Source organism: Agromyces aurantiacus, from assembly GCF_016907355.1.
GTDB lineage: Bacteria > Actinomycetota > Actinomycetes > Actinomycetales > Microbacteriaceae > Agromyces > Agromyces aurantiacus.
Genome location: NZ_JAFBBW010000001.1, coordinates 3520011 through 3542919, shown reverse-complemented (window position 1 = coordinate 3542919; position 22909 = coordinate 3520011). Strand labels below are relative to the sequence as shown.

Sequence of the window (22909 nt, the reverse complement as noted above, 5' to 3'; positions counted from 1 at the left end):
TCCCTTCGAGGCTACCCTGCGGCCGACGGCCGGCCGACCCGCCCGCGACCCGGGCGAACCCGCGGTCGCAACGCCGCTGAACGACGACGAGCGGATGCCGCGCGGCGTCCGCTCGTCGTCGTTCGGAGGTCGGGCTCAGTTCACGAGCGGGTCCGTCGCCTCGCTCGCCGCCGCCGCCGCGACGCTGCCGGTGACCGGACCGCCGACCCCGGCGTCGGCGCCGGGGAACTCGGTGTCGAAGTCGTAGGCGGCCTGCTCGAACTGCGAGTTGTACAGGCGCCAGTACGCGCCCTTCGCGGCGATGAGCTCGTCGTGCGTGCCCTGCTCGACGATGTCGCCGTGCTCCATGACGAGGATGAGGTCGGCGTCGCGGATCGTCGAGAGCCGGTGCGCGATCACGAACGACGTGCGGCCCTGGCGCAGCGCGTTCATGGCGTGCTGCAGCAGCAGCTCGGTGCGCGTGTCGACCGACGAGGTCGCCTCGTCGAGGATCAGCACGCTCGGCTGGGCCACGAACGCGCGCGCGATCGTGATGAGCTGCTTCTCGCCGGCGGAGACGTTCGACGCGTCCTCGTCGAGCACGGTCTCGTAGCCCTCGGGGAGCGAGTGCACGAACCGGTCGACGTACGTCGCCCTCGCGGCGGCCGTGATCTCGTCGTCGGTCGCCGACTCGCGCCCGTAGCGGATGTTCTCGCGGATGGTGCCGCCGAACAGCCACGGGTCCTGGAGCACCATGCCCGTGCGCGCGCGCACGTCGTGCCGCGTGAGCTCGGCGATGTCCTGGCCGTCGATGAGGATGCGTCCGCCGTCGAGCTCGTAGAACCGCATGATGAGGTTCACGAGCGTCGTCTTGCCGGCGCCGGTCGGTCCGACGATCGCCACGGTCTGCCCTGGTTCGACGCGGAAGGACAGGTCGCGGATGAGCGGACGGTCGGGCGTGTACGAGAACGACACGTGGTCGAACTCGATGACCCCGCGGCCCTCGACCGACGCGGGCGCGTCGGCCGCGTCGGCCTCCTGCTCGTCGGAGTCGAGCAGCTCGAAGACCCGCTCGGCCGACGCGGTGCCCGACTGCACGACCGCCGCCATGCCGCCGAGCTGCGAGAGCGGCTGCGTGAACTGCTGCGAGTACTGGATGAACGCCTGCACGTCGCCGAGCCGGAGCTGGCCGCCGGCCACCATGAGGCCGCCGAGCACCGCGATGCCGACGTAGGTGAGGTTCCCCACGAACATCATGCCGGGCATGATCATGCCCGACAGGAACTGGGCCTTGAACGCCGCTTCGTACAGCTCCTCGTTCTCGGCGCGGAACTTCGCGCTCGAGTCCTGCTCACGGCCGAAGACCTTCACGAGCGCGTGGCCCGAGAACGACTCCTCGACCCGCGCGTTGAGCCGGCCGACCTTCTTCCACTGCACGCCGAACGCGGCCTGCGACTTCGGGCCGATGACGCCGAAGATCACGCCCATGATGGGCAGCGCGACGAGCGCCACGAGCGAGAGCTGCCACGAGATCGAGAACATCATCACGAGCACGCCGATCACGGTGAGGATGCTCGTCAGCGCGCTCGAGAGCGACTGCTGCATCGTCTGCGTGATGTTGTCGATGTCGTTCGTGACCCGCGAGATCAGCTCGCCGCGCTGGGTGCGGTCGAAGTAGCTGAGCGGCAGCCGGTGGATCTTCGCCTCGACCTGCTCGCGCAGGCCGTACATCGCGCGCACCATGATGACGTTGATCACGTAGCCCTGGATCCACGACAGCACCGACGCGACCACGTACAGCAGCAGCACGATGATCACGAGCTGGCTGAGCCGGACGAAGTCGATGCCCTCGCCCGGGGTCAGGGTGGCGGCACCCACGATGTTCGCCAGGTCGTCCTGGCCGGCGGCGCGGAGCTGCTCCACGACCTGCTCCTGCGTGACGCCCGCGGGCAGCTGGAGCGAGATGAAGCCCTCGAAGATGACATTCGTCGCCTCGCCGAGCACCTTCGGCGCGATGACCGTGAGCACGACGCCGATCGCGCCGAGCAGCGAGACGAACGCGAACGACCACTTCCACGGGGCGAGGAGCCCGAGCATGCGGCGGAAGCTCCGCCCGAAGTCCTGCGCCTTGCCGGGCGCGACCGCGTTCCAGTCGCCCGAGGTGACCCGGGCCTGTTCGGCGAGCTGCTGCTCCTCGATCTCCTCGAGCGTGAGCTCGGCCGCGGGCGTCACGCCGGGTGCGGCCTCGGGCATGCGTGCGGCGCGACGGCCGCGAGGGGTCTTGGACTCGGCGCTCATGCCTGGGCCTCCACTCCGAGCTGGGATTCGACGATCTCGCGGTAGGTCTGGCACGTCTCGACGAGCTCGTCGTGCCGGCCGATGCCCACGACGCGGCCGTCGTCGAGCACGACGATGCGGTCGGCGTCGGTGATGGTCGACACGCGCTGGGCGACGACGACCTTGGTCACCTCGGGCAGTTCGCGCCACAGCGCCTGCCTGAGCCGCGCGTCGGTGGTCAGGTCGAGCGCCGAGAACGAGTCGTCGAAGACGAGGATGTCGGGCCGGTGCACGATCGCGCGGGCGATCGCGAGCCGCTGCCGCTGGCCGCCCGACACGTTGGTGCCGCCCTGCGCGATGCGCGCGTCGAGGCCGCCCTCCATCTCGGCGACGAAGTCGCGGCCCTGCGCGATCTCGAGTGCGTGCCAGAGCTCGGCGTCGGTCGCCTCCTCGCGCCCGAACCGCAGGTTGGACGCGACCGTGCCGGCGAAGAGGAAGGGACGCTGCGGCACCAGCCCGATGGTCGTCCACAACCGCTCGAGGTCGGCCTCGCGCACGTCGACGCCGTTGACGAGCACAGCGCCGCCGGTCACGTCGAAGAGGCGCGGGAGCAGCGAGACGAGCGTCGTCTTGCCCGAACCGGTCGAGCCGACGATCGCGACGGTCTCGCCGGGGTCGGCGCGGAACGAGACGCCCTCGAGCACCGCGTGCTCGGCCCCGGGGTATGCGAACGCGACATCCCGGAACTCGACCGTGCCCGGCGCGGGGAAGGCGGTGATCGGCTGCTCGGGGCGCGGGAGCGTCGTCTCGGTGTCGAGCACGTCGCCGATGCGCTCGGCCGACACCGCCGCGCGGGGGATCATGATCGTCGTGAAGGCGGCCATGAGCACGCCGCCGAGGATGATGCCGACGTACTGGATGAAGGCGAAGAGGGTGCCGACCTGCACGTCGCCCGCATCGACCTCGATCGCTCCGAACCAGATGACGCCGACGATGGTGACGTTGAGCACCAGCATGAAGAGCGGGAACAGGGTGATGAAGAGCGTGCCCACCCGACGTCCGACATCCATGATGTCGTGGTTGGCGCTCTCGAAGCGCCGCTCCTCGATGGGCTCGCGCACGAACGCGCGCACCACGCGGATGCCCGTGAGCTGCTCGCGCAGCACCCGGTTCACGGCGTCGAGCCGCGCCTGGTAGCTGCGGAACAGCGGCACCATGCGGCTGATCACGATGCCCGCGACGACGAGGATCGTCAGCACGGCGGCCCAGATCAGCCAGCTCAGGCCGACATCCTGCTGCAGCGCCATGATGATGCCGCCGACCGCCATGAGCGGCGCGCTCACGAGCATGGTCGCGCCGGCCATCGCGAGCATCTGCACCTGCTGCACGTCGTTGGTGTTGCGGGTGATCAGCGAGCCCGGGCCGAAGTGCGAGACCTCGCGCTCCGAGAACGCGCTGACCTTGTCGAACACGTCGTTGCGGATGTCGCGGCCCACGCGCATCGCGGCCTTCGCCGCGAAGTAGGTCGCGATGATCGCGGCCACGATCTGGCCGAGCGAGATCGCGAGCATGAACGTGCCCGTGGACCAGATGTAGGCGGTGTCGCCCTTGGCGACGCCGTCGTCGATGATGTCGGCGTTCAGGCTCGGCAGGTACAGCGTCGCCAGCACCGAGATGAACTGGAAGGCGAGGACGCCGGCGATGAGCCACCGGTAGGGCGTGAGGTAACGGATGAGCAATCGGCCGAGCATGGGATCTCCACGGCGTACGGGGTTGGGTGGATGGAGCGCGGGAGGCCCGCGCCGACGCGGTCGCCCAGGATGCCCGGCGGTCGCGTCCGTCAAGTCTGCATCCAAGCAGCGGCCACCGACATCCGCCGGTCGGCTGATATCGCTCAGAGCGGAAAAGAAAGCGGAGGGCGGCCTCCGCCGCCCTCCGCCTGATTCCCCCCGGTATGACGATGGGGCGCGCACCCCCGCGGTACGCGCCCCATCCGCTTCGAACCGGCTTACGAGTTGAAGGCGTCCTTCAGCTTGTCGCCGGCCTGCTTGAGGTTGGCCTCGGTCTGCTCGCCGCGGCCCTCGGCCTCGAGACGCTCGTTGTCCGTCGCGTCCCCGAGTGCCTCCTTGGCCTTGCCGCCGAGCTCCTCGGCCTTGTGCTGGATCTTGTCGTCGTTGCCCATGCGGGGCCCCCTTCCGATCCGATTCGTCGCACCTCGTGGATACGCCGTCGAGGTCCACGGTAGGCGGGGCGCCGGATGCCGCGCGAGGCCTTGCCACCCGAGAACCGCTCTGGTAGATGCGGCGCACGGGCGCCTCCGCGCGCGCTCCGTGACCGCGCCGCGACGTCGGGTCGAGCGGTCGCGGATGGCGCATGCGACGCGCCATCCGCGACGTCTCGATCGTCAGCGCGAGCGGATGGCGCCGCCTCAGGTGCGCGTCAGCTGCCGCGAGCGACGGAAGAGCGGTTCCGCCTCGGCGAGCTCCTCGTCGGTCGCGATGCGGAACGCGCCGGCGGGCGTCGCCTCGACCTCGTGGCGCCCCTGGCCGCGCGTCGCGATGAGCGACGCCACGATCGACACCGTGATGATCGCGGCGACGACCGCCAGCGAGACCGGGGTCGGGATGTAGAACACGTCGAGCAGCGCCATCTTGACGCCCACCCACACGAGCACGAGCGAGAGCCCGAGCTTGAGGTAGCGGAACCGGTGCACGAGGTCGGCGAGCAGGAAGTACATCGCCCGCAGTCCGAGGATCGCGAACGCGTTCGCCGTGAACACGAGGAACGGCTCGCTCGTGACGGCGAAGATCGCGGGGATCGAGTCGACGGCGAAGATGACGTCGGTCACCTCGACGAGCACGAGCACCGCGAGCAGCGGCGTCGCGACCACGACGCCCGCGCGGCGGATCAGGAACTTCTGCCCGTGGTACGCGTCGGTCATCGGCACGAAGCGGCGGAAGAGCCGCAGCGTGCGCGACCGCTCGGGGTGTACGTGCTCGTCGCGCGTCAGCAGCATCCGGATGCCGGTGATGATGAGGAACGCCGCGAACACGTACAGGATCCACGAGAAGTTCTCGATGAGCGCGGCGCCCGCGGCGATGAAGATCCCGCGCAGCACGAGCGCGCCGAGCACGCCGAGGAACAGCACGCGGTGCTGGTACTCGCGCGGCACCGCGAACGAGGCGAAGACGATCGCCCACACGAACACGTTGTCGACCGCCAGCGACTTCTCGATCAGGTAGCCGGCGAAGTACTGCTGGCCGAACTCGGCGCCCCAGGCGTTCCAGACGACGATGCCGAACGTGATGCCCGTGAGCACCCAGACGATCGACCAGCCGAGCGCCTCGCGCACGCCGATCACGTGGGCGCGACGGTGGGCGAACAGGTCGATCGCGAGCATCGCGACGATGGCCGCGAGCACGGCGAACCAGGCGTACAGGGGGACGTCCACGGTCTCCTCCAGTTGTCAGGTGTGGCAACCGGAGGTCTCGTCCGAGCGTCGCGCGGCCGGCGAACGCCGGGTCGTGCGGCCCGGATGCGCCGGGGCCCGATGGCGGACCCGGAATGACGACGCATCCTGCGGGGACTACTCCCCTCCACGTCCATGGAAACACATGAAGCAGGTTTCCTGCATCCCGAGACCGGGAACGCGTGCATCCTCACAGGATCCTCGAAGGAGCGGGCCGGGCGGATGTCGCGGGGTGCCGCTACAGCCGGCGCGTGAAGGCCACGCGGTGCTCACCGGGCCCGTCGTAGTCGCGCCACGACGGCACGCCCTCGATCTCGGTGTCGCCGGTCGCCTCGAACCCCATCGCGCGGTGGAACCGCTGCGAGCCGACGTTGCGGGGGCCGGTGATCGCGTCGACGCGGCGGCATCCGCTCGCCCGCATCGCGTCGAAGAACCGCTCGTAGAGCGTGCGCGCGAGGCCCGACGTGCGCAGGTCGGGTCGCACGCCGACGAAGTGGATGTAGGCCACGCCGGGCTGCGACGCCGAGCGGAACCCGATGAGGAAGCCCGCGAGCCCGTCTTCGTCCTCGACGATCGTCGAGGTGTCGGCGAAGTGCTGGAAGAACAGCCGCGGCAGCAGCCGGCCGAGGTCGGCCGTCCCGGGCAGGTTCCACCAGCCCGGGATCACCGCGAGCACCCGAGCGTGGTCGTGGACCGCGGGACGCCGGAACCGCAGGCCCGCGTGCGCGGGGTCGGGTTCGAGGCTCGGTGCGACGGACTCGGTCATGCGTCGATGATGGCGCACGGCGACGGCATCCGCACCGCGGTCAGGCCCCCGCGGCGGCCGGGGTGGTCCACAGGAAGGGCGCGCGCGTCGTCGGCGCGGCGCCCGCGGCCGCGAGCGCGGCGAGGCGGATCGCGCCGTCGAGCGGGGCGCCGGCCGGCGCGCGCAGGTCGGCATCCGGGGCGAGCCGCGCGAACTCGTCCTCGAGCGCGGCGCGGTACCCGCCGGGTGCGGCGAGCAGCCCGCCGGTCGCGGCCGCGACCCGGGGCACGCCCGGCTGCAGCGCGGCGGCGAGCGTCTCGCCCGCGAGCCGCCCCGCCTCGCGCACGATCCGGCCCGCCTCGGCGTCGCCGGCGTCGGCGAGCCCGGCGACGTCGCGGGCGAAGCCGGCGAGCGCGCCCGCGCGGTCCTCGCGCGTGAGGAGGGCCGTCCAGGTCGGCTCTGGGCCGAATCGCCCGACGGCCGCCGCGCGGAGCGCCTCGCCCGCCGGATCGATGCGGTCGAAGGCCCGGATACCGGCCTCGAGGCCGCGGATCCCGATCCACGCGCCCGATCCGCGGTCGTCGTAGAGGTGTCCCCAGCCGCCGACGCGCACCCACCGGTCGACGAAGTCCGTGCCGAGGGCGATCGCGCCGGTGCCGACGGCGAGCACGGCGCCGGGCGCCCCGCCGAGCGCGCCGAGGTGCGCGGTCACGGCGTCGGCGGCGACGGCCACGCGGGGGCACCCCGTGGCGTGCGCGACCCGGGCGAGGAGCCCGTCGTGGTCGGTGACGAGCGACGCGAGCCCCGAGGCGCCGATGCCGATGCCGGCGGGCGGTGTCGCGTCGTCGGCGGAGTCCGTGAGCGCGCGCCGCACGAGATCGAGGGCGACGGATGCCGCGTTCGACCCGCCGGGGCCGACGCGGACGCCGTCTGCCTGGAGCACCTCGGCTGGCGCCGATCCGTCGGCGCGGAGGATGGCGACGCGCGCGCCCGTGCCGCCCAGGTCGATGCCGAGCAGCCGGGTCACCGGCCGGCCGCCTCGGCGTTTCGAGGGCCGGCCCGGGCTACTGTGGAAAAAACTTGCAGAGCGACGACCATTCCTGAATACTACTTCCAGTCCGCGCGGTGGAAGCCCACCGACGATGCATTCAACGAGGAGTCGACATCACATGAAGCAGCGAGCCCTACCCATCGCCGCGCTCGGCCTGACCGCCGCGCTGGCACTGAGCGCGTGCGCCCCCGGCGAGGCCGGCGGCGGCACCGATGCCGAGGGGCAGACCCTCGACGTGTGGATCATGCAGGGTACCAACCCGAGCTCGGAGGAGTTCTTCGACGCGGTCTCCGAGGCCTTCACCGAGGAGACCGGCGCGGAGCTGAACGTCGAGTTCGTGCAGTGGGCCGACGCGCACGACCGGTTCGTCACGTCGATCGCCGGCGGCACCACGCCGGACGTCGCCGAGACGGGCACGACCTGGACCGCCGAGTTCGCCGACGCCGGCGCGCTCGCGCCGATCGACGAGTACGTCGACGGCGAGGACCTCCGCGGCGACCTCGTCGAGGGGCTCGTGGAGTCGGGCACCTACGACGGCGAGCTCTACGGCATGCCGTGGTACGCCGGCGTGCGCTCGCTGGTCTACCGCGCCGACGTCTTCGAGGAGCTCGGCCTCGACGCGCCCGAGAGCTGGGACGACATCGTCGCCGCGGGCGAGGCGATCAAGGCCGCCAAGCCCGAGATGATCGCGTTCGCCGTGCCCGGCGACGCCGAGTTCCCCGTCTACCCGTGGGTCTGGGGCGCCGGCGGAGAGGTCGCGGAGCAGGACGGCGACGAGTGGGTGTCCGGCCTCGACAGCCCCGAGGCGCAGGAGGGCATCGGCTTCTACACCGGCCTGGCCACCGAGCACGGCTTCTCGTCGGCCGGGGCCACCACGTGGAAGGAGACCGAGGTCCTCGACAACTTCGCCCAGGGCGACGTCGCGATGGCGCTCATGGGGTCGTGGACACCCGCCGCGGTCATCGAGAAGAACCCCGACATGGAGGGCAAGTTCGCCGCCACGCCGATCCCCGGCAAGGACGGCGGCATCGCCCCGTCGGTGCTCGGCGGCTCGCACCTCTCGGTCTTCAACACCGCCGAGAACACCGACCTCGCGTGGGAGTTCGTCAAGCTCATGACCACCGGCGAGTTCGCCGAGCAGTGGGGCGAGCAGTCGGGCTACTTCCCCGGCCAGGCCTCGCTCCTCGAGGACACCATGTCGAGCGACGACCCGCTCGTCGCCCCGTTCGCCACGCAGCTCGTCGAGGGCGGCGCGTCGGTGCCGGTGACCCCGAAGTACGGCGCGGTGCAGGCGAAGAAGACCACCAACACCGCCATCCAGGCGATCCTCTCCGGGCAGAAGACGGTCGAGCAGGCCACGGCCGACGCCGCTGCCGAGATGGACTCGATCATGAACGGCGACTAGGCAGGTGGTCGACCTGATCCAGCGTCCGCCGGCCGCGCAGGGGGCTCCGGCCCCCCGCGCGGCCGGCGGCCCGCCGGGCCCCGGCGGGCGTCGGCGCCATCCGCTCGTCATCGCACGCCCGTGGCTGCTGCTCGCCCCCGCACTCGCGGTGCTCGCGGTGCTGCTGCTCTGGCCGCTCGTGCGCGTCGTGCTCTTCTCGCTGCAGGACTACGGCCTGCGCGAGATCGTCTCGGGCGAGGCGAACTGGATCGGCCTCGCCAACTACGGCGAGGTGTTCGCGGACCCGACGCTCTACACCGTGGTGCTGCCGAACACCGTCGGCTTCGCGGTGCTCGCCGTCGCCGGCACCGTCGCCCTCGGCACGGGCGTCGCCGTGCTCATGGCCTCGCTCGGTGCGTTCTGGCGCACCGTCGTGGGCAGCGCCATCATGATCGCCTGGGCGATGCCCGCGGTCACGGGCACCTACGTCTGGATCTGGATCTTCGACGCCGACCGCGGCATCGTCAACAGCACGCTGCAGGCGCTCGGCCTCCAGGACGAGCCGGTCAACTGGTTCACCAACCGCTGGACCTTCTACGCGATCGTGCTGCTCAACGTCATCCACCACGGCTTCCCGTTCGTGGCCATCACGATCCTCGCGGGCCTGCTCGGCGTGCCGAAGGAGATGCTCGAGGCCGCCGAGGTCGACGGGGCCGGGCCGTGGCGACGCTTCTTCTCGATCATCGTCCCGAGCCTCCGGCAGGTGTTCGCGGTCGTGATCATCCTCTCGACCATCTGGGACTTCAAGGTGTTCGCGCAGGTCTATCTCATGCCAGGCGGCTCCGGCACCAACCGCGAGGCGCTGAACCTCGGGGTCTGGTCGTACGTCGAGTCGTTCGGCCAGAACCGGTACGGCTTCGGCTCCGCGATCGCGGTGCTGCTCACGCTCGTCCTGCTCGCGATCACCGTCGTCTACGTCCGCACCCTGTTGAAGGAGGAGGAGCTGTGACCCGTCGCACCCGCCTCGCCGCGCTCAAGGCGGTCCTCGTCGCCGCGCTGCTCGCCTTCACCCTCTTCCCCGCCTTCTGGATGCTCTCGAGCGCGTTCGACGCGCGCGCCGGCGCCGCGGGCCAGGGGCTGCTGCCGCAGGAGTTCACCCTCGCGAACTTCGAGTACGTGCTCACCGAGGGCGGCTTCGACGTGTTCCTCCGCAACTCGGCGATCGTCGCCCTCGTGACCGTGCTCGCCTCGGCGGTGCTCGCGCTGCTGGCCTCGGTCGCCGTCGCGCGCTTCCGGTTCCGGTTCCGCACGGCGATGCTGCTCATGATCCTCATCGTGCAGATGGTGCCGCTCGAGGCGCTCGTGATCCCGCTGTTCGTGCAGGTGCGCGACCTGCAGCTGCTCAACACCCTGCTCGGCCTCGTGATCGTGTACGTCGCGCTCTCGCTGCCCTTCGGCATCTGGATGCTGCGCGGCTTCGTCGCCGCGGTCCCGAAGGAGCTCGAGGAGGCCGCCTACCTCGACGGCGCGAGCTGGGGGCGGATGTTCCGCTCGGTGCTGCTGCCCCTGGTGATGCCGGGCCTCGTCGCGACCTCCGTGTTCTCGTTCATCACCGCCTGGAACGAGTTCATCTTCGCGATGACGCTGCTCGGCGGCGCGACCGAGAACTACACGGTCGCGATCGGCCTGAAGCAGTTCTTCGGCGAGCACTCCAACGACTGGGGCTCGATCATGGCGGCCTCGACGATCATCACGATCCCGGTCATGGTGTTCTTCGTGCTCGTGCAGCGCAAGCTCGCGTCGGGCCTCGTCGCCGGGGCGGTGAAGGGATGACGCGGTCCGCCGACCCCGCCGTGCGCGCGCTCGTCGACGGCGTGCTGTGGCCCGGCTTCCTGGGATCGACGCTCCCGGCGTGGCTCCGACGCGACCTCGACGGCGGACTCGCGGGCGTCGTCCTGTTCGCGCACAACCTCGGCGACGGCGACGCGCGCGCGGCGCTCGCGGCCGGCGTGCGCGAGTCCCGGAACGACCTGCTCGTCGGCATCGACGAGGAGGGAGGCAACGTCACACGCCTCGAAGCGGCGACGGGCTCGACGCTGCCCGGCGCGGCGCAGCTCGGCCGGGTCGACGACGAGGCGGCGACCGAGTCGGTCGGCGCCGAGCTGGCCCGCCGCGTCGCATCGGTCGGCGCGAACGTCGTGCTCGCGCCCGACGCCGACGTCAACGTCGACCCGCGCAACCCGGTCATCGGCGTGCGCGCCTTCGGCGACGACCCCGCGGTCGTGTCACGGCACGCCGCGGCGCTCGCCCGCGGCATCCGTGCCGGCGGCGCCGCCGCCTGCGTGAAGCACTGGCCGGGCCACGGCGACACCCACGTGGACTCGCACCAGGGGCTGCCGGTGCTCGGCATGACCGAACGCGAGCTCGAGCGGGTGCACCTCGCCCCGTTCCGCGCGGCGATCGACGCGGGCGTCCCGGCCGTGATGACGGCGCACCTCGTCGTGCCGGCCTGGGGCGCCGAGCCCGCCACGATGAACCCGGTCGCGCTCGCGCGGCTCCGCGGCCTCGGCTTCGACGGCGCCATCGTCACCGACGCGCTCGACATGGCGGCGATCCGCGAGACCGTCGGCACGGGCCCGGGCGCCGTGCGCGCCCTGCTCGCCGGTGCCGACCTGCTCTGCCTCGGCAACCCCGCCAACCCGTGGGCCGGTCCGCCCGCGCCCGACGCCGACCGCGTCGTGCTCGCCGAGGTGCGGGCGGCGATCGGGTCGGCCATCGACGACGGCACGCTCCCGCTCGCCCGGCTGGAGGAGGCGAGGGAGCGCGTCCGCGCCTTGGCCGACGCCGCACACGCCGCGGCGCGCGCGGCCCATCACGCCGCCGTCGTCGGGCGTGCGCCGCGGCTCAGCCCGGGCGCCGCGCTCGAGCTGGCGCGCGCGTCGCTCGACGTCACGCGTCCGGTGCCCGCCGTCGAGGGCCCGGCAGCGGTGCTCGACGTTCGCCGCCGCGCCGGCTTCGCCGTGGACGCGTCGCTCGACGCCATGGCCTCCGCGCTCGCGGCCGGCGGACCGGTGCACCGCATCGACCCGGCGGGCGACCGGGGAGGCGCACTCGTGGCCGCGGTCGAGGCCGCCGACCACCCGTCCGCCGACGGCCGAGGGGTCGTGGTGCTCGTCGACCGGCTCGCGGACCCCGCCCAGTCGGCGCTGGTCCTCGCCGTCGCCCGCGTGCGCCCCGATGCGGTCGTGGTCAACGCGGGCAGCGCCGACCGCGCGCCCGACCTCGCCGCGGGCACCGACATCCCAGACCTGCCGGTGCTCCACGCCCGGGGCGCGAGCCGGCTCGCCGCCATCGCGGCCCGCGAGCGGCTCGAGTGCGGTGCCGCCGGGCCCGCGCCGCGGGCGGCCCCGTCCGCCTCCCTGCCGGCGTCCTCGCGCGCCATCGCGACCGGAGCGCGGACATGAGGATCCTCGCCATGCAGTCGGGGACCTCGGCCGACGGCATCGACGTGGCCGTGATGGACGTCGAGCCGATCGACGGCGCTGGGCCCGACGAGCTCCACCTCCGCGTCTCGCCGCGGCACAGCCGAACCGAGCGGTGGCCCGACGGGCTGCGCGACCGCGTGCTCGACGTGGTTCACGGCGGCGCGCTCACTGCGGCGGAGTGGTGCCGGCTCGACACCGAGCTCGGGGCCGCCTTCGCCGACGCCGCCGCCTCGGCCGCCCCGCCCGACGGCGTCGACCTCGTGGTCTCCCACGGACAGACCGTGCACCACTGGGTCGAGGGCGGGCGTGCGCGCGGCACGCTGCAGCTCGGTGCCCCCGCGTGGATCGCCGAGCGCCTGGACGCGCCGGTCGTCGCCGACCTGCGCACCGCCGACATCGCGGCGGGTGGCGAGGGGGCCCCGCTCATGGCCGTCTTCGACCGCGCCTGGCTCGGTGCCGACGCCCGCGCCGCGGGCCGCCCGATCGCGACCGCCAACCTCGGCGGCATCGCCAACGTGCAGGTCGTGCACCCCGACGGCAGCGTCGACGCGCACGACTCCGGCCCGGGCAACGGGCTGCTCGACGTCGTCGTGGAGCGGGCGACCGAGGGGCGCAGCACGTACGACCGCGACGGCGGGCTCGCCGCCGCCGGCACCGTGAACGCCGGGCTCCTCGCCGAGCTGCTCGCACACCCCTACTTCACCGCCGAGCCGCCGAAGTCCACGGGCCGCGAGACCTTCACCCACGCCACGGTCGACGCGGCGATCGAGCGAGCGGATGCCGCATCCGCACCGCTCGCCGACCGGCTGGCCACGCTCGCCGAGCTCACCGCCGTCACCGTGGTCGGTGCGGTCCCGGATGGCGTGGCGGAACTCGTGCTCTCCGGAGGCGGCGTGCACAACGCCGAGCTCGTGCGCCGCATCCGCGCGCAGGCCGAGCCCCGCGGCATCCGCGTCGTCACGAGCGCCGAGCGCGGCGTCGACCCCGACGCCAAGGAGACGCTGCTGTTCGGCCTGCTCGGCTGGATGCGGCTCCACGGCGTCGCCGCCGAGCTCGCTCGCGCCGCCCGCGGCGCGCCGCGCGTGCTCGGCACGATGACCGCCGCCCGCCGACCCGACGGGCGCGGAGGCCGTCACCGTTCCGACGCGGCCCGCCACCGGATCGCCGCGATCACCGTGCAGCCCGGCTGCACCAGCACCATGGAAGACGACGCATGACCGCCCTGACCAGCCCGACGCCGCCCGCCGACCTGCGCGACCTGCTCGACCGGCTCGCGACCGAGGCGGTGCGCGACGAGACCGCCGAGCTCGACCTGCTCGACACCGGAGCCCAGCTCGAGGCGCTGAACGCCGCCAACGACGAGGCCCTCGCCGCGGTCCGCGCGGCGGCTCCGCAGATCGCCGCGGCGGTCGACGCCATCGTCGCCCGCCTGCGCAAGGGCGGCCGACTCGTCTACGTCGGCGCGGGCACCGCGGGTCGCATGGGCGTGCTCGACGCGAGCGAGATCCCGCCGACCTTCGGCACCGACCCCGCCCTCGTGGTCGGCCTCATCGCGGGAGGCGACCGGGCCCTCCGGCACTCGGTCGAGGACGCCGAGGACGACCCCGGCCGCGGTGCGGCGGACCTCGAAGCGATCGGCGTCGGCGCAGGCGACGCCGTCGTCGGGATCTCGGCCTCGGGCCGCACGCCGTACGTGGTCGGCGCGCTCGCGCACGCCCGCGAGGCCGGCGCGCTCGCCGTGGCCTTCGCGTGCAACCCCGACTCCGAGATCGCGCGGGTCGCCGACCTCGCGATCGAGACCGTCGTCGGGCCCGAGGTCGTGACCGGGTCGACGCGGCTGAAGGGCGGCACCGCCCAGAAGCTCGTGCTCAACGCGGTGTCGACCCTCGCCATGGTCAAGCTCGGCAAGGTCCACGGCAACCTCATGGTCGACGTGCGCGCGACGAACGCGAAGCTGCGCGCCCGCGCCGAGCGCATCGTGCGGCTCGCGACGGGCGTCGACGCGGATGCCGCGGCATCCGCCCTGGCCTCGTGCCACGGCAGCGTGAAGGCCGCGATCCTCGTCACCCTCACGGGGGTGGACCCGGAGGTCGCGATCGCCCGACTCGAGCGCGAGGATGGAGTGCTGCGGGCCGCGCTGCACGGCCTCGAGGACGCGACCCGGTGAGGAGCCCGATGAGCAACGTGCTGACCGACGTGCGCCAGGCGCTGCCCCGGCTCAGCTCGGCCGAGGCGAAGGTCGCCGAGGCGATCATCGACGACCCCACGCTCGTGGTCGACCTGACCATCACCGAGCTCGCGAACGTGTGCGGCACGTCGCTGTCGACCGTGGCGCGCTTCTGCCAGACGCTCGGCTTCTCCGGCTACCGCGAGTTCCGGATGGAGGTCGCGAGCGCGCTCAGCCGCGAGCAGGCCGAGCGCGACCGGTTCGGGCTCGCCGACTCCGACATCAGCCCGGACGACCCCGCGGCCGACGTCGTGTCGAAGATCGCGTTCCAGGAGGTGCTCGCGATCGAGCAGACCGCGCACGCGCTCGACACCGACGTGCTCGACCGGGTGGTCGACGCGATCGCGGCCGCACGCCACGTCGACGTCTACGGCTTCGGCGCATCGGGCCTCACCGCGCAGGACCTCCAGCAGAAGCTCGCCCGCATCGGCGTCTCCGCCGCGTGCTCGGTCGACGTGCACGTCGCGCTCGTCTCGGCGGCGCTGCGTCGGCCCGGGGATGTCGCGGTCGCGATCTCGCACACCGGCCTGACCAGCGAGACGCTGCAGGCGCTCGAGGTGGCCGGCGAAGCCGGCGCCACGACGGTCGCGATCACGAACTCGCCCGACTCGCCCGTCGGCGCCGCGGCGCAGTTCGTCCTCGCCACGCAGGCGCGCGAGAGCGCCTACCGCATGGGCGCCATGTCGAGCCGGATCGCCCAGCTCGCGATGGTCGACTTCCTGTTCGTCCGCCTCGCGCAGCGACTGCACGACGAGGTCGCGGCGCCGCTGCGGCGCACGTGGGAGGTGACGGCCTCGCACCGTCGCGCGTCGGGTCGTCGCGCCGCCGGGCTCGGCTCCGAGTCGCGCTAGGGGCGAGACGCTCGCGAGGGCGGTGCCGTCCGGGCGGCCCAGCTCAGCGGCCGAGCGCGACGCCGAGCGCCGCGAGCGCCACGACGAGCGAGGCCGCGGCGGTGACGGCGCCCGCGACCGGGAGGATCGACCCGCGCGCAGAGCCCCCGAGCGCGATCGCGTCGCGGCCGGGAGGGGTGGCCGACGCGGCGGTCGGAGCGATGGGCACCGTCGTGTGATCGGGCGGGCCCGCGCGCTCGGGCTCGGGCAGCCGCGCCGTGAGGTCGAGCCCGGGGGCGAGGGTCGGGGTCCGAGTGGCGGGCGGATGCGAGTCCGCGCCGCCGTTGCTGCGAGCGGTCGTGTGCGGGGTCCACCCCGATCCATCCCAGTACCGCAGGAGGCCGCCGTCGGTCGGATCGCCGTACCAGCCGGGACGGCGGCGCTCGGATCCGCTCATGCGCGCCCGACCCGCTGCGCCCGGACGGCCCGCACCGCCAGTTGCACGGCCGCCACGAGGAGCAGCGCCGCGAACAGCCACGCGCCGACCGCCGGAGGCACGAGGAACGCCAGCGCGACGCCGGGGAGGGCGGCGACCGTGGCCGCGAGGCCGGCGATGAGCGCGGCGCGCAGGTCGACGATGCCGCTGCGCACGTTCGTGAGCGTGCCGCTGACCGCGGTCGGGATCATCGCCACGAGCGAGGTGCCGCGCGCGATGAGGTCGCCGAGGCCGAAGAGGGTCATGAACGCGGGCACCATGATGAGGCCCCCGCCGATGCCGAACAGGCCCGACGCGATGCCGACCACGAGTCCGAGCGCCACGAGCCCCAGCGCCGGGCCGAGCTCGAGCGGCACCGGGTCGGCGACGCGCTCCGGCGCCGCGACGACCAGGCGCACCGCGACGACGACGATGAGCGCGATGAAGAGCCACCGCAGCCAGCCGAGCGGGAGCCGGGCGAGCAGCTTCGCGCCGAGCCATCCGCCGGCGATGCCGCCGACCGCGACGAGGAGCGCGGCGACGAGGTCGACCTGCCCGTTGACGAGGTAGGCGACCGAACCGGCCACCGCGGTCGGCACGATCGCCGCGAGCGAGGTCGCGGAGGCCCGCCGCTGGTCCATCCCGGCGAGCAGGATGAGCAGCGGCACCATCACGATGCCGCCGCCGACCCCGAACATGCCGGAGAGCAGGCCGCCGACCGCCCCGACCACGAGGAACCGCCACGCCGGTGCGGGCGGCGTGCCGGCGTCGGGCGGTGCGGGGTCGGGCGGCGGCGTGGTCACCGCATCACCATATCCGCGGGCGAGCCGACGGCCCATCGGGAGCGCTCCCCATGGTCGCCGGAGGTACGGTCCGGACGGGACCTGCGGATCGATCGCGCGCGAAACCTGTGGACAACTCCCGCCGACACGCCCGGAAGTGCGATACGATCGATCTTCCTCCACTCGCGGGCGACCGCCCGCTTCACGACTGATTGCCCGGAGGCGGCACGATCCGCATGGCATGACCCGAGACCGAGGGCGACGACGCACGAGGTGCGACGACCCTCGGAACCACCCGCCCGAGCGGTATCCGCCGCCGGGCACTGCGGACGGCCGCCCGGCCGAACGTGACGGGCCGAATGGTTCGGCCCAGTACGAACGAAGGAAACATCAGCATGGCAACCGGAACCGTCAAGTGGTTCAACGCCGAAAAGGGCTTCGGCTTCATCGCTCCCTCCGACGGGAGCCCCGACGTCTTCGCGCACTTCAGCGCCATCACGGGCAGCGGCTACCGCTCGCTCGAGGAGGGCCAGAACGTCGAGTTCGAGGTCGTCCAGGGTCAGAAGGGCCTGCAGGCCGAGAACATCCGCGCGATCTGAGCGCACGCGGGCCTCGTGCCCGCACCGGTACGCCGGGTCGGACCTCGTGTCCGGCCCGGCGTTCGCCGTCTCCGGGACCTCGCCTCCGGCCACGCGACGTAGCACCGGCCGCGGCATCCGGCAACCGGCTGGGCGCGGCCGCCCGGTCGGCCTACCGTCGGTGCCGTGGCACCCGATCGGCCGGCCGACGCCGGGAACGCCGACGAGCGACCCGGCGCCGGCGCATGGGTCCCGTCCGATGCGGGACTGGATGACCTGCGCGCGGCGGCCCCCGGATGCCGCGGCTGCGAGCTCTCCCGCGCGGCGACGCAGGTGGTGTTCTCGAGCGGTTCCGTCCGTGCCCGCATCATGCTCGTGGGCGAGCAGCCCGGCGACCGCGAGGACCGGGAGGGCGAGCCGTTCGTCGGGCCCGCCGGGCTCCTGCTCGACCGGGCGCTCGAGGCCGCGGGCATCCGCCGCGAGGAGGCCTACCTCACGAACGCGGTCAAGCACTTCCGCTTCGAGCAGCGCGGGAAGCGGCGCATCCACGCCAAGCCGGCCGTCGGGCACGTCGTGGCGTGCCGTCCGTGGCTGGAAGCCGAGTTCGCGGTCGTGCGCCCGGAGGTCGTCGTCTGCCTCGGCGCGACGGCCGCGCGGTCGGTGCTCGGCCATGACGTGCGGATCGGCGAGGTGCGGGGTCGCGTGCTCGACGAGCGCGGCGGGTCGGCGCTGCGGGCGCCGACGCTGGTGACCGAGCATCCGTCCGCCGTGCTCCGGGTTCGCGAGGAGCCGGCGCGCCGGGCCTCGTTCGATCGCCTCGTCGACGATCTCGCAGCGGCCGCAGAGGTGGCACGCAGCCCGCGTCGATAGGCTCGCCGGACACCCGGTTGGACCGGACATCCCGGATGAAGGAGTCTGCATGCAGTGCCCCACCGACGGCGCCGTGCTCGTGATGAGCGAGCGCAGCGGCATCGAGATCGACTACTGCCCCACGTGTCGCGGCGTGTGGCTCGACCGCGGCGAGCTCGACAAGATCATCGAGCGCGCGTCGCGCGAGTTCGCCGCGCCGGGTGCGGCCGCTGTTCCGTCGGCGCCCGCGCCGCAGGTCGCGCCGCCCCAGCCGGCGCCGCCGCAGCAGGGCTACCCGGCCAACCCCATGGACGTGCTGCGCCAGGCGTCCGGCGGATACGACGACCGCCGCTACGACCAGAGGTACGACCGCGGCGACGACCAGGGGTACGGCCGCAAGAAGAAGAAGGACAACTGGCTGTCCGAGCTGTTCGACTGATCGCGACGACACCACGGCCCGATACACGACGGAGGGGCGCCGGCCATGCGGCCGGCGCCCCTCGTGTCGTCGTGCGTCGGTCGGACGTCTCTCCTCAGCCCACGAGCGCGAGCGCGGGCTGCACGCGCTCGAGCTCGACCTGCATGCCGCCGGCCGAGTTCGCGGCGGCGACGAGCTTCTCGAGCCATTCGCGGTCCATCGGGCCCGACTCGGCGTCGTCGAACACGAAGCGCAGCGGGATCGACGGCTGCACCCACAGCGTCTCCGCGGCTGCTCCGGTTCCGGGGCTGCGCAGCGTGAGTGCGAACGGCTCCTGGCGCCGCAGCTTCGCGATCACCGCCACGCGCAGGTGGCGCAACGTGGTGTCGTCGATCTCGTACTGGTGGCCGTCGATGCCGTAGGCGAGTTGTCCCACCGTGTCCCCTCCGTGGTTCCGGGCCGCTCGTGGCGGCTGCCGATGTGAAGTTCGATAATGGCAACCTATCGCGATACTAGAGCGTCTAGCGATTACGGCCGGAACCCGTGCCGATAGCGGATATCCCGAGCGCTCAGTCCGCGTCCGGCCGGGCCGGAGCGGCGTTCTCGACCGGCGTCGGCTGCCCGATGTCGACCATCCACTGCACCCCGAAGCGGTCGGTCAGCATGCCGAACACGTCGCCCCACGGGGAGGCCTCGAGCGGGGCGTCGACCTCGCCGTCTTCCGCGAGCGCCTCCCAGTAGCCGCGCAGCGTCGCCTCGTCCTCGGGGCCGCCGCTCAGCGACACCGCGAAGTTCGTGCCCGCTTCGAACGGCATCTCGTTGGGCGTGTCGGCGCCCATGAGGTTGAGCGCACCCGACACCAGGTGGCCGTGCATGATCTTGTCGGCCTCGACGGGGTTCTCGCTCGCGTGGAAGTCGCCGAACGTGCTGAGCGTGAGTTCTCCGCCGAACACCGAGTGGTAGAACTCCATCGCCTCCCGCGCCTCGTCGCGGAAGCTGAGGTACGGGGTGAGCTGCACGGGCATGGCGTCTCCTCGGGTCGCACGCGATTCGCGGGTCGGGTGCCCGCAGGGTGATTCTGCTCCTTCCCGCGGCTCTCGCGCGAGGGGGTGCGGCATGCAGGCCGAAGGCCTCAGGCGGGCGGATGTCGCGCCATCCCGACCGGGCCCCTTGACGTGGTCACGCGCGTGGCGTAGGTTGACAACCAATAAGTTGATCAAGCGGTAGGTTGAACAATGGGCGACGCACAGGCACAGGCCGACGAGCGGCTCGACCGCGCCTTCATGGCGCTGGCCGATCCGGTGCGTCGCAGTATCGTCGCCAGGCTCAGCCGCGGATCCGCCACGGTCAACGAACTCGCCGAACCGTTCGACATCACCAAGCAGGCGGTGTCGAAGCACATCCAGGTGCTCGAGTCCGCAGGGCTCGTCACCCGGAGCCGCGACGCCCAGCGCCGCCCCGTGCACCTCGACGCGGCCGCACTCGAGACCCTCACCGAGTGGATCGACCGCTACCGACTGATCCACGAGCAGCAGTACCGACGGCTGGATTCGCTGCTCGCCGCCGGCCGCGACGCGAGCGCCGCGGCATCCGTCGCCGATCATCGCGTCGGCCTCGACCCGAAGGAGTCATCATGACCACCGAGACGGCCAACCCCGTCACCATCACCGCGCCCGCGGGCCTGCCCTTCGTCGACATCGAGCGCGAGTTCGACGCACCCGTCGCCGCCGTGTTCGCCGCCCACCGCGATCCCGAGCTCGTGAAGCAGTGGCTCGGCCCGAACGGGTACGAGATGGCGATCGAGCGCTGGGACTTCGAGCCGCAGGGCGGCTACCGCTACGTGCACCGCGACCCCGACGGCAACGAGTACGGCTTCCACGGCACGTTCCACTCGATCCGCGAGAACGAGTTCGCCGTGCAGACCTTCGAGTTCGAGGGCGCGCCCGATGTCGTCAGCCTCGAGTCGATGACGTTCGAGGACCTCGGCGGCGGCCGCACGCGCCTGCGCGGACACTCGGTCTACCCGAGCGTCGAGGCGCGCGACGCCATGGTCGAGCACGGCATGGCGACCGGCGTGACCGAGGGCTACGCGCGGCTCGACGCGCTGCTCGCCCGCTGACCGTCCGCGCACGACCCCGCGAGGTGACGCGATCCGCTCGACGTCGGTCGACGAAGAGCTGTTCGCGTCATCTCGCATGAACCGAAACGGAGAAGACCATGGACTGGACCCTCGAGGTCGTCATCCTGCCCGTGAGCGACATCGACCGCGCGATCGAGTTCTACCGCGACCGCGTCGGCTTCGAGCTCGACCACGACACGCACGCCGGCGAGCACCGCTTCGTGCAGTTCACGCCGCGCGGCTCGGGCTGCTCGATCGTGATCGGCACGCTCCCCGCGCAGAACGAGATGCCGCCCGGCTCGCTCAAGGGACTGCAGCTCGTGGTCGCCGACGCGGAGGCCGCGCGCGCCGAGCTCGTCGGGCGCGGCGTCGACGCGAGCCCCATCCAGGTGATCGACCCTCGCGACGGCGGCACCTTCTTCGGGTTCGCCGACCCCGACGGCAACACGTGGGCCGTGCAGCAGATCCGCGCTCGCGGCGAGCGCCCGCTGATCCCGCTGGAGACCCGCGGCCGCTTCGGCGCTGAGCTGTGATCCACCGCCCAGCGCATCCACTCCGCAGTCCACCACGCCCATCGCCTGGGCGAGCGCGGTGGACTGCGGACCGCCCGCCTGGGTCGGCGCCATGACGGATGCCTCGGGCTCGGCGAGGATGGACGGGTGAGCTCGCTCGTCCTCCTCGCCGACACGCACGTGCCGAAGCGGGCGCGCGACCTGCCACCCGCGCTGTGGGCGGCGGTCGACGCCGCCGACGTCGTGATCCATGCGGGCGACTGGGTGGATATCGCGACCCTCGACGCGCTCGAGCGACGCGCGCGCCGGCTCGTCGGCGTGCACGGCAACAACGACGGCGCGGCCCTCCGGGCCCGGCTGCCCGAGGTCGCCCGCCTCGAGGTCGACGGCGTGCGCATCGCGGTCGTGCACGAGACGGGCGCGGCTCCCGGTCGCGAGGTGCGCATGCAGGCGGCGTTCCCCGATGCCGACGTGCTCGTCTTCGGGCACAGCCACATCCCGTGGGACACGACCGCCCCGAGCGGGCTGCGCCTGCTGAACCCCGGCTCGCCGACCGACCGGCGGCGGCAGCCCGTCGCCACGTTCATGACGGCGACCACGCGCCACGGGTGGCTCGCAGACGTGCAGCTCGTGCCCGTCGACCCGGCCTGGCGCGCGGCGGAGGCATGAGCTTCGCCTGGACCGCGAGCAGGCCACCGACCTCGAAGTGGACCGAGACAGCGCCCCCACCGAGGCGTGAGGATGTCTCGGTGACCCCCGCACCGCACGTCCTCCGCTACGCCGCCTTCACCTCCGACCCCGACGGCGGCAATCCCGCCGGCGTCGTGCTCGACGCCGCCGGGCTCGACGACGCCGACATGCTCCGCATCGCGGGCGAGGTCGGCTACGCCGAGACCGCCTTCCTCACCGGTGAACGCGGGGGAGCCCGCGACATCCGCTACTTCTCGCCCGTCGCCGAGGTGCCCTTCTGCGGGCACGCGACCGTGGCGACCGCGATCGCCATCGCCGAGCGCGAGGGCGCGGGGCGCGTGCGCTTCGCGACGCCCGTCGGCGAGGTCGGCATCGAGACGGCACAGGTCGACGGCGCGCTGCGCGCGTCGTTCACGAGCGTCGAGCCCGACGTCGAGGAGGTCCCCCATGACGTGCTCGCGGCCCTCTTCGCGCTCACGGGGCTGTCGGCCGACGACCTCGACGAGCGCCATCCGCCGCGCATCGCGTTCGCGGGCAACCGCCACCCCGTGCTCGTCGTCGCCGACGCCGCCGCGTTCGACGGGTTCGCCTTCGACCCGCAGGCGGCCCGCGCGCTCATGGACGAGCACGGATGGAAGGCCACCATCACCGTGCTGCGCCGCCTGACCGATGCGCCCGACGACGGCCTGCGCTTCGAGGCGCGCAACATCTTCCCGGTCGGCGCCATCACCGAGGACCCGGCCACCGGCGCGGCGGCCGCGGCCGTCGGCGGGTACCTGCGCGCGCTCGGCGCGGTCGAGCCGCCCGCACGCGTGCTCATCGCCCAGGGCCGGCACGTCGGCCGGCCGAGCGAGCTCGTGGTCGACATCCCCGAGCAGGGCGGCATCGTCGTGAGCGGCACGGCGGTCGCGATCGCCTGACCGACCCGGGCGGGCGGCGCAACCCCCGCCGGCCCGATCGGACCGGGCGACCCGCGACGGCTAGGCTCGATCGAGCGGCGCGCCGCGGCATCCGCCCGCCCGCGCCGGCGCGACACGAC

Annotated in this window: 25 protein-coding genes; 15 read left to right on the top strand and 10 right to left on the bottom strand. The window is 72.9% G+C overall.

Going from position 1 to position 22909, the window contains the following annotated elements; all coding sequences use genetic code 11:
* Nucleotides 1-135: 135 nt before the first annotated feature.
* The 6 genes from JOD46_RS16765 to JOD46_RS16740 form a co-directional block, all read right to left on the bottom strand.
* Nucleotides 136-2232, bottom strand: a complete 2097-nt coding sequence (locus JOD46_RS16765; RefSeq protein ID WP_204396798.1) for an ABC transporter ATP-binding protein — start codon at nt 2230-2232, stop codon at nt 136-138.
* Nucleotides 2233-2273: 41 nt separating this feature from the next.
* On the bottom strand, nt 2274-4007 hold the full coding sequence (locus tag JOD46_RS16760) for an ABC transporter ATP-binding protein (RefSeq protein WP_204395600.1): 1734 nt from the start codon (nt 4005-4007) through the stop codon (nt 2274-2276).
* Between the two features lie 257 nt (nt 4008-4264).
* Complete coding sequence (locus tag JOD46_RS16755) at nt 4265-4438, bottom strand: CsbD family protein (protein WP_204395599.1); 174 nt, start codon at nt 4436-4438, stop codon at nt 4265-4267.
* A 246-nt stretch (nt 4439-4684) separates the two neighbouring features.
* The gene (locus JOD46_RS16750) at nt 4685-5707 is read right to left on the bottom strand and encodes a TerC family protein (RefSeq protein WP_204395598.1); all 1023 of its coding nucleotides are present in this window, start codon (nt 5705-5707) and stop codon (nt 4685-4687) included.
* 256 nt (nt 5708-5963) lie between these two features.
* Nucleotides 5964-6491, bottom strand: a complete 528-nt coding sequence (locus JOD46_RS16745; RefSeq protein ID WP_204395597.1) for a GNAT family N-acetyltransferase — start codon at nt 6489-6491, stop codon at nt 5964-5966.
* A gap of 40 nt (nt 6492-6531) precedes the next feature.
* Nucleotides 6532-7497 (bottom strand): BadF/BadG/BcrA/BcrD ATPase family protein, encoded by a 966-nt coding sequence (locus JOD46_RS16740; RefSeq protein WP_204395596.1) that lies wholly within the window; start codon nt 7495-7497, stop codon nt 6532-6534.
* A gap of 142 nt (nt 7498-7639) precedes the next feature.
* Here JOD46_RS16740 and JOD46_RS16735 point away from each other — a divergent pair, with 142 nt between their 5' ends.
* The 7 genes from JOD46_RS16735 to JOD46_RS16705 are packed head-to-tail and all read left to right on the top strand — an operon-like array spanning nt 7640 to nt 15468.
* The gene (locus tag JOD46_RS16735) at nt 7640-8926 is read left to right on the top strand and encodes a sugar ABC transporter substrate-binding protein (protein WP_204395595.1); all 1287 of its coding nucleotides are present in this window, start codon (nt 7640-7642) and stop codon (nt 8924-8926) included.
* A gap of 13 nt (nt 8927-8939) precedes the next feature.
* Entirely contained in the window at nt 8940-9914 is a 975-nt protein-coding gene (locus JOD46_RS16730; protein ID WP_239564235.1) for a carbohydrate ABC transporter permease, read from the top strand.
* Entirely contained in the window at nt 9911-10738 is an 828-nt protein-coding gene (locus JOD46_RS16725; RefSeq protein WP_307835079.1) for a carbohydrate ABC transporter permease, read from the top strand. The genes JOD46_RS16730 and JOD46_RS16725 overlap by 4 nt, the downstream gene beginning before the upstream one ends.
* Nucleotides 10735-12369 (top strand): glycoside hydrolase family 3 protein, encoded by a 1635-nt coding sequence (locus tag JOD46_RS16720; RefSeq protein ID WP_204395593.1) that lies wholly within the window; start codon nt 10735-10737, stop codon nt 12367-12369. The genes JOD46_RS16725 and JOD46_RS16720 overlap by 4 nt, the downstream gene beginning before the upstream one ends.
* 11 nt (nt 12370-12380) lie before the next feature.
* Nucleotides 12381-13607, top strand: a complete 1227-nt coding sequence (locus JOD46_RS16715) for an anhydro-N-acetylmuramic acid kinase (protein WP_204395592.1) — start codon at nt 12381-12383, stop codon at nt 13605-13607.
* Nucleotides 13604-14557 carry an N-acetylmuramic acid 6-phosphate etherase gene (gene murQ / locus JOD46_RS16710; RefSeq protein ID WP_204395591.1) on the top strand — a complete coding sequence of 318 codons (954 nt, stop codon included), beginning with the start codon at nt 13604-13606 and terminating at the stop codon, nt 14555-14557. Before JOD46_RS16715 ends, murQ begins: the two co-directional genes overlap by 4 nt.
* Before the next feature lie 8 nt (nt 14558-14565).
* Complete coding sequence (locus JOD46_RS16705; RefSeq protein ID WP_204395590.1) at nt 14566-15468, top strand: MurR/RpiR family transcriptional regulator; 903 nt, start codon at nt 14566-14568, stop codon at nt 15466-15468.
* Nucleotides 15469-15511: 43 nt separating this feature from the next.
* Here JOD46_RS16705 and JOD46_RS16700 read toward each other — a convergent pair whose 3' ends face one another.
* On the bottom strand, nt 15512-15904 hold the full coding sequence (locus tag JOD46_RS16700; protein ID WP_204395589.1) for a DUF2510 domain-containing protein: 393 nt from the start codon (nt 15902-15904) through the stop codon (nt 15512-15514).
* Nucleotides 15901-16725: a sulfite exporter TauE/SafE family protein gene (locus JOD46_RS16695; protein WP_307835078.1), complete on the bottom strand. Its 825-nt coding sequence runs from the start codon at nt 16723-16725 to the stop codon at nt 15901-15903. The genes JOD46_RS16700 and JOD46_RS16695 overlap by 4 nt, the downstream gene beginning before the upstream one ends.
* 374 nt (nt 16726-17099) lie before the next feature.
* On the opposite strand from JOD46_RS16695, the gene JOD46_RS16690 reads away from it, so the two are divergent.
* The 3 genes from JOD46_RS16690 to JOD46_RS16680 all read left to right on the top strand — a co-directional run bounded on the left by JOD46_RS16690 (nt 17100) and on the right by JOD46_RS16680 (nt 18570).
* On the top strand, nt 17100-17303 hold the full coding sequence (locus JOD46_RS16690) for a cold-shock protein (RefSeq protein WP_092668238.1): 204 nt from the start codon (nt 17100-17102) through the stop codon (nt 17301-17303).
* A gap of 165 nt (nt 17304-17468) precedes the next feature.
* Nucleotides 17469-18152, top strand: coding sequence for a UdgX family uracil-DNA binding protein (locus tag JOD46_RS16685; protein ID WP_204395587.1), 684 nt, complete (start codon nt 17469-17471; stop codon nt 18150-18152).
* Nucleotides 18153-18201: 49 nt separating this feature from the next.
* Nucleotides 18202-18570, top strand: a complete 369-nt coding sequence (locus JOD46_RS16680) for a TFIIB-type zinc ribbon-containing protein (RefSeq protein ID WP_204395586.1) — start codon at nt 18202-18204, stop codon at nt 18568-18570.
* A 94-nt stretch (nt 18571-18664) separates the two neighbouring features.
* Here the strand turns inward: JOD46_RS16680 and JOD46_RS16675 are convergent, their stop codons facing one another.
* Together JOD46_RS16675 and JOD46_RS16670 are read right to left on the bottom strand one after the other, a co-directional pair.
* Nucleotides 18665-18985: a DUF7882 family protein gene (locus JOD46_RS16675; RefSeq protein WP_204395585.1), complete on the bottom strand. Its 321-nt coding sequence runs from the start codon at nt 18983-18985 to the stop codon at nt 18665-18667.
* A 133-nt stretch (nt 18986-19118) separates the two neighbouring features.
* Nucleotides 19119-19574, bottom strand: coding sequence for a VOC family protein (locus tag JOD46_RS16670; protein ID WP_204395584.1), 456 nt, complete (start codon nt 19572-19574; stop codon nt 19119-19121).
* A gap of 210 nt (nt 19575-19784) precedes the next feature.
* On the opposite strand from JOD46_RS16670, the gene JOD46_RS16665 reads away from it, so the two are divergent.
* The 5 genes from JOD46_RS16665 to JOD46_RS16645 all read left to right on the top strand — a co-directional run bounded on the left by JOD46_RS16665 (nt 19785) and on the right by JOD46_RS16645 (nt 22790).
* Nucleotides 19785-20186 (top strand): ArsR/SmtB family transcription factor, encoded by a 402-nt coding sequence (locus JOD46_RS16665; protein WP_204395583.1) that lies wholly within the window; start codon nt 19785-19787, stop codon nt 20184-20186.
* The gene (locus tag JOD46_RS16660; protein WP_204395582.1) at nt 20183-20668 is read left to right on the top strand and encodes an SRPBCC family protein; all 486 of its coding nucleotides are present in this window, start codon (nt 20183-20185) and stop codon (nt 20666-20668) included. Before JOD46_RS16665 ends, JOD46_RS16660 begins: the two co-directional genes overlap by 4 nt.
* Before the next feature lie 98 nt (nt 20669-20766).
* Nucleotides 20767-21201, top strand: coding sequence for a VOC family protein (locus JOD46_RS16655; protein WP_204395581.1), 435 nt, complete (start codon nt 20767-20769; stop codon nt 21199-21201).
* 126 nt (nt 21202-21327) lie between these two features.
* Complete coding sequence (locus tag JOD46_RS16650; protein WP_204395580.1) at nt 21328-21849, top strand: metallophosphoesterase family protein; 522 nt, start codon at nt 21328-21330, stop codon at nt 21847-21849.
* 80 nt (nt 21850-21929) lie between these two features.
* On the top strand, nt 21930-22790 hold the full coding sequence (locus JOD46_RS16645; protein WP_307835077.1) for a PhzF family phenazine biosynthesis protein: 861 nt from the start codon (nt 21930-21932) through the stop codon (nt 22788-22790).
* The last annotated feature ends 119 nt before the right edge of the window (nt 22791-22909 follow it).

Excerpts from the sequence above, each read along its gene's own strand:
- JOD46_RS16680 (WP_204395586.1), top strand. The coding sequence starts at position 18,202 with ATGCAGTGCCCCACCGACGGCGCCGTGCTCGTGATGAGCGAGCGCAGC.
- JOD46_RS16755 (WP_204395599.1), bottom strand. The coding sequence starts at position 4,438 with ATGGGCAACGACGACAAGATCCAGCACAAGGCCGAGGAGCTCGGCGGC.
- JOD46_RS16705 (WP_204395590.1), top strand. The coding sequence starts at position 14,566 with ATGAGCAACGTGCTGACCGACGTGCGCCAGGCGCTGCCCCGGCTCAGC.
- JOD46_RS16765 (WP_204396798.1), bottom strand. The coding sequence starts at position 2,232 with ATGCCCGAGGCCGCACCCGGCGTGACGCCCGCGGCCGAGCTCACGCTC.
- JOD46_RS16655 (WP_204395581.1), top strand. The coding sequence starts at position 20,767 with ATGGACTGGACCCTCGAGGTCGTCATCCTGCCCGTGAGCGACATCGAC.
- JOD46_RS16660 (WP_204395582.1), top strand. The coding sequence starts at position 20,183 with ATGACCACCGAGACGGCCAACCCCGTCACCATCACCGCGCCCGCGGGC.
- JOD46_RS16665 (WP_204395583.1), top strand. The coding sequence starts at position 19,785 with ATGGGCGACGCACAGGCACAGGCCGACGAGCGGCTCGACCGCGCCTTC.
- JOD46_RS16745 (WP_204395597.1), bottom strand. The coding sequence starts at position 6,491 with ATGACCGAGTCCGTCGCACCGAGCCTCGAACCCGACCCCGCGCACGCG.
- JOD46_RS16735 (WP_204395595.1), top strand. The coding sequence starts at position 7,640 with ATGAAGCAGCGAGCCCTACCCATCGCCGCGCTCGGCCTGACCGCCGCG.
- JOD46_RS16760 (WP_204395600.1), bottom strand. The coding sequence starts at position 4,007 with ATGCTCGGCCGATTGCTCATCCGTTACCTCACGCCCTACCGGTGGCTC.
- JOD46_RS16690 (WP_092668238.1), top strand. The coding sequence starts at position 17,100 with ATGGCAACCGGAACCGTCAAGTGGTTCAACGCCGAAAAGGGCTTCGGC.
- JOD46_RS16720 (WP_204395593.1), top strand. The coding sequence starts at position 10,735 with ATGACGCGGTCCGCCGACCCCGCCGTGCGCGCGCTCGTCGACGGCGTG.
- murQ (WP_204395591.1), top strand. The coding sequence starts at position 13,604 with ATGACCGCCCTGACCAGCCCGACGCCGCCCGCCGACCTGCGCGACCTG.
- JOD46_RS16670 (WP_204395584.1), bottom strand. The coding sequence starts at position 19,574 with ATGCCCGTGCAGCTCACCCCGTACCTCAGCTTCCGCGACGAGGCGCGG.
- JOD46_RS16715 (WP_204395592.1), top strand. The coding sequence starts at position 12,381 with ATGCAGTCGGGGACCTCGGCCGACGGCATCGACGTGGCCGTGATGGAC.
- JOD46_RS16700 (WP_204395589.1), bottom strand. The coding sequence starts at position 15,904 with ATGAGCGGATCCGAGCGCCGCCGTCCCGGCTGGTACGGCGATCCGACC.